19 protein-coding genes and 1 tRNA gene are annotated in these 17,430 nt (G+C 62.2%); 11 read left to right on the forward strand and 9 right to left on the reverse strand.

Features of this window, described 5'->3' with window-relative positions:
- Positions 1-36: 36 nt before the first annotated feature.
- Entirely contained in the window at positions 37-1,041 is a 1,005-nt protein-coding gene (locus F9K07_RS25150; protein ID WP_159596014.1) for an AAA family ATPase, read from the forward strand.
- A gap of 21 nt (positions 1,042-1,062) precedes the next feature.
- Here the strand turns inward: F9K07_RS25150 and F9K07_RS25155 are convergent, their stop codons facing one another.
- The gene (locus tag F9K07_RS25155) at positions 1,063-1,695 is read right to left on the reverse strand and encodes a lytic transglycosylase domain-containing protein (protein WP_159596015.1); all 633 of its coding nucleotides are present in this window, start codon (positions 1,693-1,695) and stop codon (positions 1,063-1,065) included.
- Positions 1,692-3,437: a proline--tRNA ligase gene (locus F9K07_RS25160; protein ID WP_159596016.1), complete on the reverse strand. Its 1,746-nt coding sequence runs from the start codon at positions 3,435-3,437 to the stop codon at positions 1,692-1,694. The genes F9K07_RS25155 and F9K07_RS25160 overlap by 4 nt, the downstream gene beginning before the upstream one ends.
- Positions 3,438-3,616: 179 nt before the next feature.
- Between F9K07_RS25160 and F9K07_RS25165 the strand changes: the two genes are divergently transcribed.
- Together F9K07_RS25165 and F9K07_RS25170 are read left to right on the forward strand one after the other, a co-directional pair.
- On the forward strand, positions 3,617-4,261 hold the full coding sequence (locus tag F9K07_RS25165) for an RNA pyrophosphohydrolase (RefSeq protein ID WP_159596017.1): 645 nt from the start codon (positions 3,617-3,619) through the stop codon (positions 4,259-4,261).
- Positions 4,258-4,791, forward strand: a complete 534-nt coding sequence (locus F9K07_RS25170) for a CNP1-like family protein (protein ID WP_159596018.1) — start codon at positions 4,258-4,260, stop codon at positions 4,789-4,791. Before F9K07_RS25165 ends, F9K07_RS25170 begins: the two co-directional genes overlap by 4 nt.
- Before the next feature lie 18 nt (positions 4,792-4,809).
- Here F9K07_RS25170 and proB read toward each other — a convergent pair whose 3' ends face one another.
- From proB to rplU, 4 genes are all read right to left on the reverse strand, one after another.
- Entirely contained in the window at positions 4,810-5,949 is a 1,140-nt protein-coding gene (gene proB, locus F9K07_RS25175; protein ID WP_159597098.1) for a glutamate 5-kinase, read from the reverse strand.
- 49 nt (positions 5,950-5,998) lie between these two features.
- The gene (gene cgtA / locus F9K07_RS25180; protein ID WP_159597099.1) at positions 5,999-7,072 is read right to left on the reverse strand and encodes an Obg family GTPase CgtA; all 1,074 of its coding nucleotides are present in this window, start codon (positions 7,070-7,072) and stop codon (positions 5,999-6,001) included.
- A 139-nt stretch (positions 7,073-7,211) separates the two neighbouring features.
- On the reverse strand, positions 7,212-7,469 hold the full coding sequence (gene rpmA / locus F9K07_RS25185) for a 50S ribosomal protein L27 (RefSeq protein WP_159596019.1): 258 nt from the start codon (positions 7,467-7,469) through the stop codon (positions 7,212-7,214).
- A 13-nt stretch (positions 7,470-7,482) separates the two neighbouring features.
- Complete coding sequence (rplU, locus tag F9K07_RS25190) at positions 7,483-7,794, reverse strand: 50S ribosomal protein L21 (RefSeq protein WP_159597100.1); 312 nt, start codon at positions 7,792-7,794, stop codon at positions 7,483-7,485.
- 193 nt (positions 7,795-7,987) lie between these two features.
- On the opposite strand from rplU, the gene F9K07_RS25195 reads away from it, so the two are divergent.
- From F9K07_RS25195 to F9K07_RS25230, 8 genes are all read left to right on the forward strand, one after another.
- A complete protein-coding gene (locus tag F9K07_RS25195) occupies positions 7,988-8,971 on the forward strand; it encodes a polyprenyl synthetase family protein (protein WP_236581509.1) in 984 nt (327 codons plus the stop codon).
- Between the two features lie 49 nt (positions 8,972-9,020).
- A tRNA-Pro gene (locus F9K07_RS25200) sits at positions 9,021-9,097 on the forward strand.
- 198 nt (positions 9,098-9,295) lie between these two features.
- Positions 9,296-10,990, forward strand: a complete 1,695-nt coding sequence (gene pilB / locus F9K07_RS25205; protein ID WP_442907348.1) for a type IV-A pilus assembly ATPase PilB — start codon at positions 9,296-9,298, stop codon at positions 10,988-10,990.
- Positions 10,991-11,024: 34 nt separating this feature from the next.
- On the forward strand, positions 11,025-12,242 hold the full coding sequence (locus F9K07_RS25210; protein ID WP_159596021.1) for a type II secretion system F family protein: 1,218 nt from the start codon (positions 11,025-11,027) through the stop codon (positions 12,240-12,242).
- A complete protein-coding gene (locus F9K07_RS25215; protein WP_159596022.1) occupies positions 12,242-13,096 on the forward strand; it encodes a prepilin peptidase in 855 nt (284 codons plus the stop codon). Before F9K07_RS25210 ends, F9K07_RS25215 begins: the two co-directional genes overlap by 1 nt.
- Complete coding sequence (gene coaE, locus F9K07_RS25220) at positions 13,093-13,707, forward strand: dephospho-CoA kinase (RefSeq protein ID WP_159596023.1); 615 nt, start codon at positions 13,093-13,095, stop codon at positions 13,705-13,707. Before F9K07_RS25215 ends, coaE begins: the two co-directional genes overlap by 4 nt.
- A 43-nt stretch (positions 13,708-13,750) precedes the next feature.
- On the forward strand, positions 13,751-14,506 hold the full coding sequence (zapD, locus tag F9K07_RS25225; protein ID WP_159597102.1) for a cell division protein ZapD: 756 nt from the start codon (positions 13,751-13,753) through the stop codon (positions 14,504-14,506).
- 7 nt (positions 14,507-14,513) lie between these two features.
- Positions 14,514-14,717, forward strand: coding sequence for a DNA gyrase inhibitor YacG (locus F9K07_RS25230; RefSeq protein ID WP_159596024.1), 204 nt, complete (start codon positions 14,514-14,516; stop codon positions 14,715-14,717).
- Between the two features lie 39 nt (positions 14,718-14,756).
- Here the strand turns inward: F9K07_RS25230 and F9K07_RS25235 are convergent, their stop codons facing one another.
- The 3 genes from F9K07_RS25235 to argJ form a co-directional block, all read right to left on the reverse strand.
- On the reverse strand, positions 14,757-15,215 hold the full coding sequence (locus F9K07_RS25235; RefSeq protein ID WP_442907349.1) for an NUDIX domain-containing protein: 459 nt from the start codon (positions 15,213-15,215) through the stop codon (positions 14,757-14,759).
- Positions 15,216-15,301: 86 nt separating this feature from the next.
- Positions 15,302-16,180, reverse strand: a complete 879-nt coding sequence (locus F9K07_RS25240; protein WP_159596026.1) for an ATP-binding protein — start codon at positions 16,178-16,180, stop codon at positions 15,302-15,304.
- A 1-nt stretch (position 16,181) separates the two neighbouring features.
- Positions 16,182-17,429 (reverse strand): bifunctional glutamate N-acetyltransferase/amino-acid acetyltransferase ArgJ, encoded by a 1,248-nt coding sequence (gene argJ, locus F9K07_RS25245; RefSeq protein ID WP_159596027.1) that lies wholly within the window; start codon positions 17,427-17,429, stop codon positions 16,182-16,184.
- Position 17,430: the final 1 nt, after the last annotated feature.

Here is a 17,430-nt window from a genome sequence, read left to right on the forward strand (position 1 = left end):
CTTGAATGAAATCGTCGCAAACCCAAGGAGAACCGCATGAGCTCTCGCAGCCTGGTCGCTTCACCCTCCCTCGGTCTGCCCATCGCCCAGATGCGCAGCGTGTTCAGCGCCGACGACGTCGAGCGCAAGCTGGCCCACCTGCAAGCCAGCGGCAACGAACGCGACTACGAAAGCCTGCGCAATACCTGGCAACGCATGTTGGAGCGGGGCCCTCAACGTTTCGCGGTCAAGCCCTCCGGCGTGCCCGACATGGCCGTGCTATACGAACTGCTGCCCAATTTTGGTGAGGTGCTCGACGACGTGAAACGCCATGTCGCGCTCAGCCAGGACAGCTGCGACAGCCTCGAAGTCACCCCGATCCTGCTGCTCGGCCCGCCCGGTGTCGGCAAGACCCACTTCGCCCGCCAACTCGCCGACCTGCTGGGCACCAGCATGAGTCTGGTGCCCATGAGCTCCATGACCGCTGGCTGGCTGCTCTCGGGCTCGTCGTCCCAATGGAAAGGCGCCAAACCGGGCAAGGTGTTCGAAGCCCTGGTCGATGGCCAGTACGCCAATCCCGTGATCGTGGTCGACGAGATCGACAAAGCCAGCGCTGACGCGCAATACGATCCCTTGGGAGCGCTCTACAGCCTGCTGGAGCACGACACCGCACAGAACTTCGTCGACGAGTTCGCGGAGGTGCCGATCGATGCAAGCCAGGTGATCTGGGTCACCACCGCCAACGACGAACGCAGCATTCCCGACCCGATCATGAACCGCATGAACGTGTACGAAATTGCGCCACCGTCGCCCGAAGCCGCGCGCAAGATCGCCTCGCACCTGTACCGGGGCATTCTCTCGGAGCACGATTGGGGACAGCACTTTGACCCCGAGCCTCCCGTCGACGTGCTCGACCAGCTGGCCGTGCTCGCGCCGCGAGAGATGCGGCGCGCCCTGGTCACCGCCTTCGGCAATGCGCGGCTGGACAAGCGCTACCGCATCGAGCCCGACGATCTGCCGCGTGCGGGCACAGGCAAGGGGCGCATCGGATTCCTGCAGTAACGCCGCGAACCCCGCCGGCCATCAGGCGTCGGCGTGGGCCCAGTTTTTTTGCGCCGCGAATACGGCGTTGGGATACTCCGGCCGCCCTCGGCTACCGTTGTAGCGTCCCAGCGCCATATACAGATCACCACGCTCGCGGTCGACAAGGTAGTGGCGCAGGATGACGCAGCCAAAGCGCAGATTGGTCTGCATGTTGAACAAGCGGCTCGGATCGCCGTCGCCGATGAGACGCGACCAGAACGGCATGATCTGCATATAGCCCCGCGCGCCCACGCGCGAAATGGCGAACTTGCGAAACGCACTTTCTACTTGAATCAACCCGAGCACGAGAGTGGTATCCAATCCGGCGCGCTTGGACTCATACCAAACGGTCTGCAGGAACTCGATGCGCGTCTGCAGATCCGGCTTGCGCTTCTGCAGGCGGTCGCTGCTTGCACCGAGCCAGCGCAGATAGGCCAGACGCTTTTGCAGATCGCTGAACTCGGGCACGGGCGGCGCGCTATTGGCGATCGCTGCGCTCAAGGCACCCCGCACCGAATCGGCCAGGGGCTCTTCCAGTTGGCCACCGGCCTGCACCCACACAGGCAGGGCGCCCAGCCCCAACGCGCCCGCAGCCAGCAGGCACTCGCGGCGCGACCGACCCATCGGCTTCATGCGCCGAGCTTGCCTTTCAGCATGGCGAGCACCTCGCCCACCGCCACGGTCGTGGCCGCCGTATCGCGGCGGTGTTGGTATTCCACCTGACCGGCCTTGAGGCCACGGTCACCGATCGTCACGCGGTGCGGCACACCGATCAGCTCCCAATCGGCGAACATCGCGCCCGGACGCTCACCACGGTCGTCCAGAATCACGTCCACGCCCGAGGCCACGAGGTCGGCATACAACTGCTCGGCTGCGGCCTTCACTTCGGGGCTGCGGTCCATGCCGATCGGACACACCACCACGGTAAACGGAGCCAGGGCATCCGGCCAGATGATGCCGCGCTCGTCGTGGTTCTGCTCGATCGCCGCGGCCGGCAGGCGGGTGATGCCGATGCCGTAGCAGCCCATTTCAAGGAACTGCGGCTTGCCGTTTTCGTCCAGGAAGGTCGCGTTCATCGACTTGCTGTACTTGGTGCCCAGCACGAAGATATGACCGACCTCGATGCCACGCTCGATCGCGAGTGCACCCTTCCCATCGGGCGATGGATCGCCCTCGACGACGTTGCGCAGATCGGCCACGGCATCCGGCTCGGGAAGGTCGCGTCCCCAATTGACGCCGGTCAGGTGGGCATCCTCCTCGTTGGCGCCGCAGATCCAGTCCGCCATCACGGCCACTTCCCGATCGGCCACGATCTTCACCGGCTGCTTCAGGCCGATCGGACCGAGGTAGCCCGGCTTGGTGCCGAAATGCGCGAGGATTTCCGGCACGGTGGCAAATCGAAAGCCGTTGTTCAGGCCCGGCACCTTGCCGACCTTCACCTCGTTCATGTCATGGTCGCCGCGCAACAGCAAGAGCCAGACCTGGCTCTTGACGATCTCGCCAGCCTCATCGAGTTCGTCGGTCGCCAGCACCAGCGATTTCACCGTGGTGGCCAGCGGCACACCCAACAGTCCGGCCACATCCGCGCAGGTGGCCTTGCCCGGCGTCGGCGTCTTCACCATGGGATTCGATGCGCCCGCGCGCGGGCCCGCGGGCGCCAGTGCCTCGGCCTTCTCGATATTGGCCGCGTAGTCGCTGTTGGGGCAATAGACGATGGCATCTTCGCCCGTGGCCGCGATGACCTGGAACTCCTCGCTCAGATCGCCGCCGATCGCACCGCTGTCGGCCGCCACCGCGCGGTAACGCAAACCGAAGCGGTCGAAGATGCGGCGGTAGGCTACCGCCATGGCCTGGTAACTCGCCTTCGCGGCCTCCAGATCACGGTCGAAGCTGTAGGCATCCTTCATGATGAACTCGCGGCTGCGCATCACACCGAAGCGCGGACGGCGTTCGTCGCGGAACTTGGTCTGGATGTGGTACAGGTTGCGCGGCAATTGCTTGTAGCTGCGCAGCTCCTGACGGGCGATGTCGGTCACCACCTCTTCGCTGGTCGGCTGAATGATGAAATCGCGGTCGTGGCGGTCTTTCACCCGCATCAACTCCGGGCCCATCTTGTCCCAGCGCCCGGTCTCCTGCCAGAACTCGGCAGGTTGCACGACCGGCATCAACAACTCCACCGCGCCCGCCCGGTTCATTTCCTGCCGCACGATCGCCTCGACCTTGCGCACCACGCGCAGGCCCATGGGCATGTAGCTGTAGATGCCGGCTCCCAGCTTTTTGATCATGCCCGCGCGGGTCATGAGCTGGTGGCTGACGACTTCGGCGTCGGCAGGTGCTTCCTTGAGGGTCGAAATCAGGAACTGTGAGGCTTTCATGGGCGAGCTGGATTCTGCCGATGGGCAGGTGGAGAAACGACGTTTGGAACCCCGAGAACGGCGCGCTCCATGGCTCGGAGCGTGCCACCTGTGCCCAGGGGAGCAACAGGTGTGTGATCACTTCGCAACTCGCACGACGCGATGCATAATGAACACAGTTTTAAAAATTGGGGTTGATTATGCTTGACAGAGAAGGCTTCAGGCCCAATGTCGGCATCATTCTGCTCAACCAGCGAAACCAGGTGTTCTGGGGCAAACGCATCCGCTCCCACTCCTGGCAATTTCCGCAAGGTGGCATCGACAGGGGCGAGACACCTGAGCAGGCGATGTTCCGCGAACTGCATGAGGAAATTGGCCTCCTGCCCGAGCACGTGAGCATCGTGGCCCGCACGCGGGACTGGTTGCGCTACGAGGTGCCGGACCGTTTCATCCGCCGCGACGCGCGCGGCCACTACAAAGGTCAGAAGCAGATCTGGTACCTGCTGCGTCTTGTGGCGCACGATTGGAACCTGAACCTGCGTGCCACCAGCCATCCCGAATTCGATGCCTGGCGCTGGCACGACTATTGGGTGCCCCTCGATGTCGTCGTAGAGTTCAAGCGTGGCGTCTATGAAATGGCACTCACCGAACTCGCGCGTTACCTGCCCAAGAACGATCACCGCAACCGCTACCTGCGCGGGGGCGCACGCCACCGCCATGACGATCCGTCGGACGCACCTGTCGCACCGTCCGAGAATCCGCGAGGCCTTGAACTGCCCCCTGGCGCCAGTTTCGACCCCGACCCGCAACGCAGCACACACGGTGTGCAACCGCAACATAAATGACCTTCGCTCCTCGTCGACTCCCGCTTCGCCTTATCGCCCTCGGCGCAACGATCAGCGCACTGTGTCTGAGTGGGGGTCTGCACCACGCGCATGCCCAGGAGGCCGAAACGTGGACAGAAGCCCAGACGGCACCGCCCGCCACCTTTAGCACCGAACATTTGCAGGCCTTCGACGTGGACTCAGGCTCGACACTGAGTTACGGCATCGATCCCGGGACGCTGTCCGTCGGGCCGGATGGCGTGGTTCGCTACGTGCTCGTGGCGCGCAGCCGCAGCGGCGCACTCAACGTTCTGTTCCAAGGTATCCGATGCCAGACGGCGGAGGTCAAGACCTACGCGCGCTGGGACAACAAGGCCAGCTGGAACACGGACGGCAAGGACGATTGGCAGAGACTGATGCCCAGAGGGTTCACCCAGCCCGCCATGACTCTGGCCCGCGAGGGCATTTGTGACGGCCGCACGGTGAATGGCACCGCGCAAAAAATCCTGCGCACGCTGAAGAACGGCCGCCCCAAGAACGACCTCCCCTGACGCAGCCGATAGGCGGCGCTAAGCCCGCACGAGCACCAGGTTGTCCCTGTGAATCATCTCGTGCTCGGCCACATAGCCGAGCAAGCGCTCAAAGTCGGTGGATGAGCGGCGGCAAATGAGCTTCGCTTCGCTGCTGGCGTAGTTGGCCAGCCCGCGCGCCACCTCGACACCTCGTGCATCGCGCACGGCGATCACATCACCACGGGAGAACTCGCCCTCGACACCGGTCATGCCAATGGGCAGCAAGCTCTTGCCCTCGCCCACGATCTTGCCGACGGCGCCGTCGTCCACCACCACCGCACCGCGCAACTGCAAATGGTCCGCCATCCACCGCTTGCGCGCCTGGTTCTTCGGCGTCTGGGCAACCAGCCAGGTGCCAATGACCTCGCCTTCGACAAGCCGCAGCAACACGTCGGCCTCTCGACCCCAGGCAATCACGGTGGAGGCGCCCGAGCCCGCGGCGCGCTTGGCCGCCAGGATCTTGGTGATCATGCCTCCCTTGCCGATGCCTGTCCCCGCACCGCCCGCCATCGCCTCCAGGCGCGCATCTCCGGCACGCGCCACCTGAACAAATTGCGCTGACGGGTCGCGCCGGGGATCGGCGGTGTAGAGGCCCCGCTGGTCCGTGAGGATCACCAACACGTCCGCTTCGACCAGATTGGCCACGAGCGCACCCAGCGTGTCGTTGTCGCCGAACTTGATCTCGTCGTTGACCACCGTATCGTTTTCGTTGATCACCGGCACCACGCCCAGTTGCAACAATGTCAACAAGGTCGAGCGCGCGTTCAAGTAACGCTCGCGATCGGCCAGATCCGCGTGCGTCAGCAACACCTGCGCGCTGCCCACGCCGCAGCCGCGAAGCTTGGTCTCGTACATCTGCACCAGACCCATCTGCCCGACCGCCGCGGCAGCCTGAAGCTCGTTGATTTCCTTTGGACGAACCGCCCAGCCCAGGCGCTTCATACCCTCGGCTACAGCGCCGCTGCTGACCATGATGACCTCGCGACCTTGCTGCACAAGGGTCGCCAATTGCCGGCTCCATTGCCCGATAGCCTCTTCATCCAGGCCGCGGCCGTCGTTGGTGACCAGGCTCGACCCCACTTTGACCACAATGCGCCGAGCGGTCTTGAGCACAGCGACGCTGGCCGCTGCGGACATATGGAGCGGTTCTGCAACGTGCATGGTGTCCATCTCTGGTCTCTAAAAGTCAGCGGTTACCCAAACCATCGGCAAAGCGAGGATCCACGTCAACCGGCGCCTGCTGTGCCTGATGCACCTGCGCGATATGCTGATACACCTTCTGCACCAACAACTCGCAACCTTCGCGGGTGAGCGCCGAAATCTCGAAGACGGGACCCTTGTACTTCAGGCGTTTCACGATGTCCTTGATGCGAGCTTCGCGCTCGTCTGCCGGCACCATGTCGAGCTTGTTGAGCACCAGCCAACGCGGCTTGTCGTACAGCTCCTGATCGAACTTCTTGAGTTCGGCCACGATGGCCTTGGCCTGTGCCACCGGGTCGACGCCCTCGTCGAACGGCGCCACGTCCACCATATGCAAGAGCAAGCGGGTGCGCTGCAGGTGACGCAAAAACTGGTGCCCCAGGCCCGCGCCTTCGGATGCCCCTTCGATCAAGCCAGGCACGTCGGCCACGACGAAGCTCTTTTCCGGCCCGACCCGCACCACGCCCAGATTGGGGTGCAACGTGGTGAAAGGGTAGTCGGCGATCTTTGGCCGGGCATTGGAAATGGCTGCGATCAGTGTGGACTTGCCCGCATTGGGCATCCCCAGCAAGCCTACATCGGCCAGCACCTTGAGCTCGAGCTTGAGCGTGCGGTTCTCCCCCGGCCAACCAGGCGTCTTCTGGCGCGGCGCCCGATTGGTCGAGCTCTTGTAGTGCATGTTGCCAAAGCCGCCATCACCCCCTTTGGCGAGCGTGATCTGCTGCCCAGGCTGCAACAACTCGTGCAGCACCTCACCGGTTTCCGCATCCGAAACGATGGTGCCCACCGGCATCTTGAGCACGATGTCGTCGCCTTTGACGCCAAACATGTCCGAGCCTTTTCCATGCTCACCGCGCCGCGCTTCGAAACGGCGGGTGAAGCGGAAGTCGACCAAGGTGTTCAAGCTGGCATCCGCCACGGCGAAGACGTGCCCGCCACGACCACCGTCACCGCCATCGGGACCTCCAAACTCCTTGTATTTCTCGTGCCGAAACGACGCGCAGCCGTTGCCACCGTCGCCTGCGGCAACATCGATCGTGGCTTCGTCCACAAATTTCATGGCGTATCTTCCGGCAAAAAAAATCAACAAGGGATCGCAAAACAAAAAGCCCGCACGGGCGGGCCTTCTGCATACACAACACCACTTGGGCTCAGCGCGCCGCATGGATACTTGGATCCCGCAGCGCCGAACTCCCCGGTCAGACCGGCGTGATGCTGATGGTGTGACGGTTCAGTGCGCCTTTGACAGCGAATGTCACATGTCCATCGACAGTTGCAAAGATGGTGTGGTCCTTGCCCACGCCCACATTCAAACCGGGATGAAACTTGGTACCGCGCTGGCGAACGATGATCGAACCCGCCGTGACCAACTCGCCGCCAAACGCCTTCACACCGAGCATCTTGGGCTTGGAATCGCGCCCGTTTCGCGTTGAGCCGCCGCCTTTTTTCTGTGCCATGCTGACCTACTCCTCAGGCTGCGATCGATGCGATCTGCAGTTCGGTGAAATTCTGACGATGCCCTTGGCGCTTCTGGTAGTGCTTGCGACGGCGCATCTTGAAGATGGTGACCTTCTCGTGCCTGCCATGGGCCAGGACCGTGACCGTGACCGTTGCGCCGGAAACCAAGGGAGTGCCTACCTTGATTTCGGTGCCGTTTCCGACAGCCAGAACCTGGTCAAACACGATCTCTTGGCCCACATCCGCAGCAATCTGTTCTACTTTAATTTTTTCGCCAGCAGCAACACGATACTGTTTGCCACCGGTTTTTATGACCGCGTACATATGAACCTCTTGAAAAATTTCCACGAATGGAAGCCCAGCGAACGGATTCCACTGAGCCAGCGACTATAGCATGAGCGATCAAATGCAACAAGCCAGGAACGACAGACGCCCTGGGCCCCGCAGGTCGCGCGCGATGCGTGTTTCTATAATCGAAGCCCTTTGAAGTGTAGAGACGCGCGACGTTCCCATCATCTTGACCAATTCCACCCCCCTCCCCATCAGCCCCCTGGAGCTGATCCGGTCCGATATGTTGCGGGTGGATGAGGTCATTAGCGAACGCCTGACCACCGAAGTCCCGCTGGTACGGGAGGTGGCCCAATACATCATCTCGGCGGGCGGAAAACGACTTCGCCCTGCTCTGCTGCTGCTGGTCAGCGGCGCGATTCGCAGTGAGGATCCCAAGCGCTTTGCACTGGCTGCAGTCGTCGAGTTCATCCACACAGCGACGCTGCTACACGACGATGTGGTTGACGAGTCCACGCTGCGCCGTGGCCGTCCCACCGCCAACGAGCATTTCGGTAATGCGGCAAGCGTGCTGGTTGGTGACTTCCTGTATTCGCGGGCGTTCCAGATGATGGTGGACATCAACGACATGCGCGTGATGCAGATCTTGTCGGACGCCACCAACGTGATTGCCGAGGGCGAGGTGCTGCAACTGATGAACATGCGGGATGCATCTCTTGATGAAGCCGCCTACTTGCGCGTCATCCGCTCCAAGACCGCCAAACTGTTCGAGGCCAGCGCCCGGCTGGCGCCTATTCTGGCCGGAGGAGATGCGGATATGGAAGCGCTTTGCGCGAACTATGGACAAGCCCTCGGCACGGCTTTTCAAGTCATTGACGACGTGCTGGACTATGAAGGCAGTGCGGATGAGCTTGGAAAAAACCTCGGGGACGATTTGCGCGAAGGCAAGGTCACACTGCCCATCATCTGTGCCCTGCGCAGCGGCACAGAACCACAAAGGGCACTGATTCGCCAGGCGATCGAAGAAGGCGACTTGGCACATCTGGACGCGATCCGCGACATCATTCTGCACACGGGAGCCTTGGACGCCGCCAGAGCCAGTGCCCATGCCGAAGCCCAGCGCGCGATCGACGCCGCAAAGCAACTCCCCGCCAATTTATACAGCGAGGCTTTGCTACAATTGGCGGCTGGTCTGTTGGAGCGTCGCGCTTAGCAGGCCGACGGCGGTAGTCGACCGTCGAACGATCGACCGCACGGTCCATCGGGGTGTAGCTTAGCCAGGTAGAGCGCTACGTTCGGGACGTAGAGGCCGGAGGTTCGAATCCTCTCACCCCGACCAGAATTTCCCCACCCCAACGCGCCACTAAGATTCGCCGAACGCCGGTCAAGTGCGATTTCGAACCGCCGGTACCACCACCTGGCTGCGAACAGGCATTTTCGATACAAATCACCTCAACTTAGAGAGGCAATTCCTTGATTTACGATAGATTACGGCCCTATGGCGTCTATCGAAACAGCCTCCCCTGACACCCCATCCATGGCCCTGCCCGGACTCGGACGCGCACTTGTGTCCGCCGGAAAGCTGGCTCAGAAGGCCGCAGAAGACCTCTACCGCAAGGCTCAAAGCGGGCGCACCAGCTTCATCGCCGAACTGACCGGCTCGGGAGCGGTCTCTCCTTCGGATCTCGCCCATACCATGTCCGTCGCATTCGCGGCCCCCTTGCTGGATCTGGATGCCATCGACGTTCAGCGCCTGCCCAGTGGACTGCTGGACGCAAAGATTTGTGCCGACTACCGCATCGTGGTGCTGAGCAAGCGCAACAACCGCTTGATGGTCGCTACGGCGGATCCTGCCGATCAACAGGCGGCCGAGAAAATCAAGTTCGCGACGCAAATGGGCGTCGACTGGGTCATTGCCGAATACGACAAGCTCAGCAAACTGGTGGAAACACAAACCACCAATGTCAACGACACGATGGACAACATCATCGGTGGCGACTTCGAGTTCGACGAAGTGGCCGCCGAAACAGTCGTCAACGACGCGACCGACAAGGCTTCGGAAGTCGACGATGCACCTGTGGTGAAGTTCCTTCACAAGATGCTGATTGACGCCTTCAACATGCGCGCGTCCGACTTGCACTTCGAGCCGTACGAGCACAACTACCGAGTCCGTTTTCGCGTGGACGGCGAGTTGCGCGAAATTGCCTCGCCGCCGATTGCCATCAAGGACAAGCTGGCTTCGCGCATCAAGGTGATCTCGCGCATGGACATCTCCGAAAAGCGAGTACCTCAAGACGGTCGAATGAAGCTCAAAATCGGTCCCGATCGGGTCATCGATTTCCGCGTCAGCACGTTGCCCACGCTCTTTGGCGAAAAGATCGTGATCCGCATTCTGGATCCCAGCAGTGCGAAAGTGGGCATTGATGCCCTGGGCTACGAGCCCGAGGAAAAGGAGCGGCTGCTCAACGCCATTGGTCGGCCCTACGGCATGGTGCTGGTCACCGGCCCGACAGGCTCTGGCAAGACCGTGTCGCTCTACACCTGCTTGAACATCCTGAACAAGCCGGGCATCAACATCTCGACCGCCGAAGATCCCTCCGAAATCAATTTGCCCGGCGTCAACCAGGTCAACGTCAATGAGAAGGCCGGACTCACGTTCGCCGCGGCGCTGAAGGCGTTTCTGCGTCAGGACCCGGATGTGATCATGGTGGGGGAGATTCGCGATCTGGAAACTGCCGACATCTCGATCAAGGCGGCTCAAACCGGCCACATGGTGCTGTCGACCCTTCACACGAACGATGCACCTACCACGCTGACACGGATGATGAACATGGGCATCCCCACGTTCAATATTGCATCCAGCGTGATTCTGATCACCGCTCAACGACTGGCACGGCGCCTTTGCGCCACCTGCAAGGCGCCACTCGATGTGCCACGAAAGGCGCTCGTCGATGCGGGATTCAAGGCAGAGGATCTGGATGGCACCTGGACGCCCTACAAGCCGGTCGGCTGCTCTGCGTGCAACAACGGCTACAAAGGCCGCGTCGGCATCTACCAGGTCATGCCCATTTCAGAAGAAATCCAGCGCATCATTCTGCGTGGAGGCAGCGCATTGGATATCGCGCAGCAAGCCAGCAAGGAAGGGGTTCGCACGCTTCGCGAATCGGGCTTGCTCAAGGTCAAGCTGGGAATGACTTCGCTCGAAGAGGTTCTGAGCGTGACCAACGAATGATGCAGCCGCAACCAGAACAGCTATAGAGGACACCATGGCAACCGCAGTATCCAAGAGCGTTAAGGACATCGTCTTCGAATGGGAAGGCAAAGACCGAAACGGCAAGCCCGTGCGTGGGGAAACCCGGGCTGGCGGCGAGAACCAGGTGCAGGCGGCGCTCCGACGGCAAGGCATCGTGCCCAGCAAGATCAAGAAGCGCCGGATGAGCTCCGGCAAGCGGATCAAACCGAAAGACATCGCGATCTTCACGCGCCAGTTGGCCACGATGATGAAGGCTGGCGTCCCCTTGCTTCAGGCGTTCGATATCGTGGGTCGCGGCAACCCGAACCCGAATGTGACCAAGCTGCTCAACGACATTCGCACCGATGTGGAAACCGGCACGTCGCTGAGCGCTGCATTCCGCAGGCATCCGCTGTACTTCGACAGTCTGTATTGCAATCTTGTGGAAGCGGGCGAAGCCGCCGGTATTCTCGAAGAGTTGCTGGACCGCCTGGCCACCTACATGGAGAAAACCGAGGCGCTCAAGTCCAAGATCAAGTCGGCACTGATGTATCCCATCGCGGTGATCGTCGTGGCCTTCGTGGTGGTGGCTGTGATCATGATCTTCGTGATTCCCTCGTTCAAGGAAGTCTTCACCTCCTTCGGCGCAGACCTTCCCGCGCCAACGCTTTTTGTGATCGCCATGAGCGAGTTCTTCACCGAGTACTGGTGGCTGATCTTTGGCGGCATTGGCGGCGGCCTCTACTTCTTCATGCAAGCCTGGAAGCGCAACGAAAGGGTGCAACGGTTCATGGACCGTCTGCTGCTCAAGTTGCCGATCTTCGGCGTACTGATCGAAAAATCGGTCATTGCGCGCTGGACGCGCACATTGGCCACCATGTTTGCCGCTGGCGTTCCACTCGTGGAAGCACTCGACTCTGTGGGCGGCGCTTCGGGGAATTCGGTCTATGCCATCGCCACGGAAAAGATCCAGCAAGAGGTTTCCACCGGCACCAGCCTGACCAACGCGATGACCAATGCCAACGTCTTTCCATCGATGGTGTTGCAGATGTGTGCCATTGGTGAGGAATCCGGATCGATCGACCACATGCTGGGCAAAGCTGCCGATTTCTACGAAGCCGAGGTCGATGACATGGTCGCGGGCATTTCCAGCCTGATGGAACCCATCATCATCGTGGTGCTGGGCACGGTCATCGGCGGGATCGTGGTGTCGATGTATCTCCCGATTTTCAAGCTGGGCCAGGTGGTTTGATGTTCGACGCGAGCACGCCCGTGGCGGCGTTGCTGGGTCTGCTGGGCCTGCTGGTGGGCAGCTTTCTCAACGTGGTTATCTACCGCTTGCCCAAGATGATGGAGCAGCGCTGGGCCGCCGAATGCGCCGAGCTTCATGCGACAGACGACGCCCCTGCGCCATCCAAATCGCAGCCCTTCAATCTGATGGTGCCGCGTTCGCGCTGCCCGCACTGCGGACATCGGATCAGGTGGTTCGAAAACATCCCGGTGTTCAGTTACCTCGCCTTGCGCGGCCGCTGCTCCCAATGTTCCACGCCCATCAGTGTGCGCTACCCCGCGATCGAAGTGGTCACAGCCGCGATGTTCGCCTGGTGTGGCTGGCACTTTGGATGGGGCTGGGAAGCCCTGGCGTGGAGCGGTTTTTCGGCAGCGGTCCTGGCGCTGGCCGCGATCGACTGGGACACGACCCTCTTGCCCGACGACATCACCCTGCCCTTGCTGTGGACCGGCCTGTGTGTGGCAGGTCTGCGTATCACGGACACGCTTTTGCCCGATGCCTTGTGGGGTGCGGTCGCAGGCTATATGTCCTTGTGGCTGGTCTACTGGGCTTTCAAGCTCGTCACCGGCAAAGAAGGTATGGGCTACGGGGATTTCAAACTGTTCGCGGCTTTCGGGGCCTGGTTTGGCTGGCAGGCATTGATTCCGGTGATCCTGATGGCATCCCTGATCGGTGCGGTCGTCGGCATCGCGATCAAACTCAAGGGCAACTTGCGCGAGGGTGGCTATGTGCCTTTTGGCCCCTTCCTGGCGTTGGCGGGGTTGACTTCCATGGTGTTTGGACCGCCGGCCATGCTGGCGGTCGTTGGCCTGTGACACACACTTCAGGCCGAGCCGCGTTCAAGCTGGGGCTCACTGGCGGCATCGGCAGTGGAAAAAGCACCCTGGCCCGTTTGCTGGAAGCCCGAGGCGCGGACGTCGTCGATGCCGATGCTATCTCCCGCCGCAGCACAGAAGCCGGCGGCAGCGCCATGCCCGCCATCGCGCATACCTTTGGCGCCGACTTCATTGCGGCCGACGGCGCACTCGACCGGCAGCGCATGCGCGATCACGTGTTCGCGGTGCCTGCGGCACGGCAGACGCTGGAGCGCATCGTGCATCCCCTGGTGGCGATCGAGATACAGCGTCAGGTCGCTGCCTCTGGATCGGCTTGCGTGGTGTTTGATGTCCCACTCCTGGTCGAATCGCCGCGCTGGCGCCCACAGCTCGACCGGGTGTTGGTCGTGGATTGCGCCCCCGCCACGCAAGTACGCCGCGTTCAGGCGCGCAATGGCTGGGACACGGCGACCATCGAGCTGGTGATGCGCAACCAAAGCCCACGCTTGGCAAGGCTGGCGGCCGCAGACATCGTGGTCCACAACGACGTAGACGATCTGGGGCCGCTGGAGCGGGCTGCGAATGAGCTTGCAAAGCAGTTCGGGCTATGATGAAGCCATCCCCCGCCGCCCCGCCCTGCGATCTGCCGCTGCCGTGATCCTGTACGACTACCCACTCAACGAACGCATTCGCACCTACCTGCGCCTCGAACAGCTGTTCCGCCGCATGGTGGAGTTGGTGCCGCGCAGTCACGCGTTGGACCACCATTACGCCATCCAGACGATCTTCGAGATCATGGATGTGGCAGCCCGGGCCGATATGAAATCGGATGTACTCAAGGATCTGGACCGCCACAAGCAGCAACTCATCGGCTACCGCGGCAACCCCATGATTGCCGAGCAGGCGCTCGAAGAGGTCATTCAAAAGCTGGACGACTGCTTCACCCAACTGAACGAGATGACGGGCAAGACGGGCCAGGCGCTCACAGAAAACGACTGGTTGATGAGCATCCGAAGTCGCATCGGTATTCCAGGCGGCACCTGTGAATTCGACTTGCCAGCGTACTACCACTGGCAGCACCGCAGCCCCGAAGATCGTCGGGCAGATCTGCACCGGTGGTCCATGCCGCTGGCCCCTCTGGCCGAGTCCATCGTGCAACTCCTCAAGATGTTGCGCGAATCGGGTTCGGCGCAGAAGGTGGTTGCTCCCTCAGGCCAGTTCCAGCTGAATCTGCCGCAGGGACGCACATTTCATTTGCTGCGCTTGCGCATCGACCCATCGACCGGACTCATTCCCGAGATCAGTGGCAATCGCCTGATGCTGTCGGTCCGCCTGATGCGCCATGGCGATGACGACCGCTTGCACCCTGCTCAGGAGGATGCGGCGTTCGAACTGACGCTGTGCGCTTGAGCCCATCATGAGCGACGCCACAGCCCAAGCGCCGGTGCGCACGGTGCGCTGCCCTCAATGCGGCGGACCAAGCGCCTATGTGTCCAGCAATGCGTACAGGCCGTTCTGCAGCGAACGCTGCAAGCAGATGGACCTGGGCGCCTGGGCCAATGAGGAATTCAGCCTGCCGGAAAAGGAAGGCCAGAGCGACCCCGGATTCGAGCAGAGCTGAGTCGCAGGCCTCGGCCCAGCGCGCGGTGCCATCAAGGCGTCAATGGGTGGTCTGCTCGGCGGCCAGCCACTCCAGCACCGGCAGGGTGCCCGCCAGAACGGGTGCGCAGGACACCGGCAGGGAATGCCAGCCAAACTGCTGCCCTTCACGCATGTGCATCTCGCCTACCCAGTCGCGCACCTTGCAAAAGTGCAGCCGTACCAGTCCGTGTGGGTAGTCGACCATTGACACCTTCCAGATCGCGGCCGAGCCGATCGTGACGCCAATCTCCTCCTGCAACTCGCGCCGCAGGGCCTGCTCGACCGTCTCACCAGCCTCCAGCTTGCCGCCCGGGAACTCCCAGTACCCAGCGTACACCTTTCCAGGAGGACGGGAGGTGAGAAGAAACGCACCATCTTTGTTGATGAGCACGCCGACGGCCACATCGACCACGGGGCGGTTCGAGGAGCGCGGTGCGTCCTGGTCCGCATCGACAACCAACACATCCGTCGCGTTCACTGGACTACCCCTCCCTGCGGCGCTCACTGGTGTACCTTCGGCCTCGCCTGCGGCGCGAGCTTGCTTGGGGCGGCCCGGCGCTGCGCTCATGCGGACTGGGCATGGGTGCCCACGTAGTCTCGGGCGAACTGGTAGGCCACGCGGCCACTGCGCGAACCGCGCTCCAGCGCCCAGACCAGCGCCAGAGGCCTGGCCTTTTCCATGTCTTGCGCGGGCACGCCCAATGCGGACAACCACTGCGCCACGATGGTGAGGTATTCCTCCTGGCTGAAGGGATAGAAGCTCACCCAAAGGCCAAAACGCTCGGAGAGCGAGATCTTTTCCTCCACCACCTCGCCCGGGTGCACCTCACCGTCCGCGGTGTGCGTGTAGGTGAGGTTTTCCTTCATGTACTCGGGCAGCAAATGGCGGCGGTTGCTGGTTGCGTAGATCAGCACGTTCGGGCTCGCGGCCGACACCGACCCGTCCAGTATGGACTTGAGTGCCTTGTAACCTGGCTCGCCGTCTTCAAAGCTGAGGTCGTCGCAAAACACGATGAAGCGCTCGGGGCGATCGGCGACCACTTCGACGATGTCGGGGAGATCGACCAGATCAGACTTGTCCACTTCGATCAGGCGCAGGCCTTGCGGCGCATATTCGTTGAGACACGCACGCACCAGGGAAGATTTGCCCGTGCCGCGTGCGCCTGTCAACAGCACGTTGTTGGCGGGCTGTCCTTGCACAAACTGCAAGGTATTGCGCTGGATTTTTTCCTTTTGCCCATCGATCTCCTGCAGATCGCCCAGGCGCATGGCGCCCACATGGCGCACAGGTTCCAGCACGCCGTGGCCGCTGCTGCGCTTGCGGTAGCGCCAGGCCACAGCGATGGACCAATCGGGCGCGGACAGGGGTTGCGGCAGAACCGCTTCAATGCGATCGATGAGTTGTTCGGCCCGTTGCAGCAGCCGCTCGAAATGCTCGTTCATGTCAGGACCGGTAGTCCGCGTTGATGGTCACGTACTCATGGCTGAAGTCGCAGGTCCACACGGTTTCGGTGGCGTCTCCTCGGCCCAGGCCGATGCGCACCAGGATTTCCGCTGGCTTCATCACGCGCTGGCCGTCTTCCTCGCGGTAGTCGGGGTGTCGGCCACCCGCGCGGACCACATGCACGTCGCCCAGGTACAGATCGATGGTGCCCACGTCCAGGTCGTGGATGCCGGCGTAGCCGACCGCCGCCAAAATGCGGCCGAGATTGGGATCACTGGCGAAGAAGGCGGTTTTCACCAGCGGCGAATGCGCCACCGCGTAGGCCGCCTGCAGGCATTCGGCCGAGTTGCGCCCACCTTCGACCTGGATGGTGATGAACTTGGTGGCGCCCTCACCGTCGCGCACGATGGCATGCGCCAGCTTCCGTGCCACGGTGGTCAATGCCACAAGCAACGCACGGCCAGCGGGGCTGTCCAGGTCCGTGATGGGCGCATTGCCCGCTCGACCTGTGGCCACGACCACGAAAGAGTCGTTGGTGCTGGTGTCGCCATCCACCGTCACGCGGTTGAACGATGCGTCGGCCAGGCGGCGCGCCAGAGTGTTCATCAACGCCGGCGCCACGGCAGCGTCGGTGGCCAGGAACCCCAGCATGGTCGCCATGTTGGGGCGGATCATGCCCGCGCCTTTGGAGATGCCCGTGGCATGGGCCATGACCCCATCCAGCTCGAACCGCTCGCTGCTGGCCTTGGGCAAGGTGTCTGTGGTCATGATGCCCTGTGCTGCCGACAGCCATTGCGCGCCGTCCGCGGTCTGCTGCTGCGCCGCGTGCGTCAAGGCCTGCGGCAAGCCCGCCAGCAGACGGTCCAGCGGCAGGGGCTCCATGATCACGCCCGTGGAGAACGGCAACACCTGTTCGTGGTGCAGCCCCAGCGAACGCGCAAGCGCGGTGCAGGTCTGGCGCGCGTGGGCAAGACCTTGCTCACCCGTGCCGGCATTGGCATTGCCGGTGTTGATGACCAGTGCCCGAATCGATTGACCCGAGCTCAGGTGGTCGCGACACACCTGCACGGGAGCGGCGGCATAGCGGTTCTGCGTGAACACCGCGCCCACGGCGCATTCATCGTCCAGCAGAAAGACCGTGAGGTCCTTGCGATTCGCTTTGCGGATGCCCGCTTCCACCACACCGATGCGCACACCGGCGATCGGCAGCAGATCCGTGGCCAGGGGCGCGTTGAGTTGAACAGGCATG

Source organism: Hydrogenophaga sp. BPS33 (genome assembly GCF_009859475.1).
Lineage (GTDB): Bacteria > Pseudomonadota > Gammaproteobacteria > Burkholderiales > Burkholderiaceae_C > Hydrogenophaga.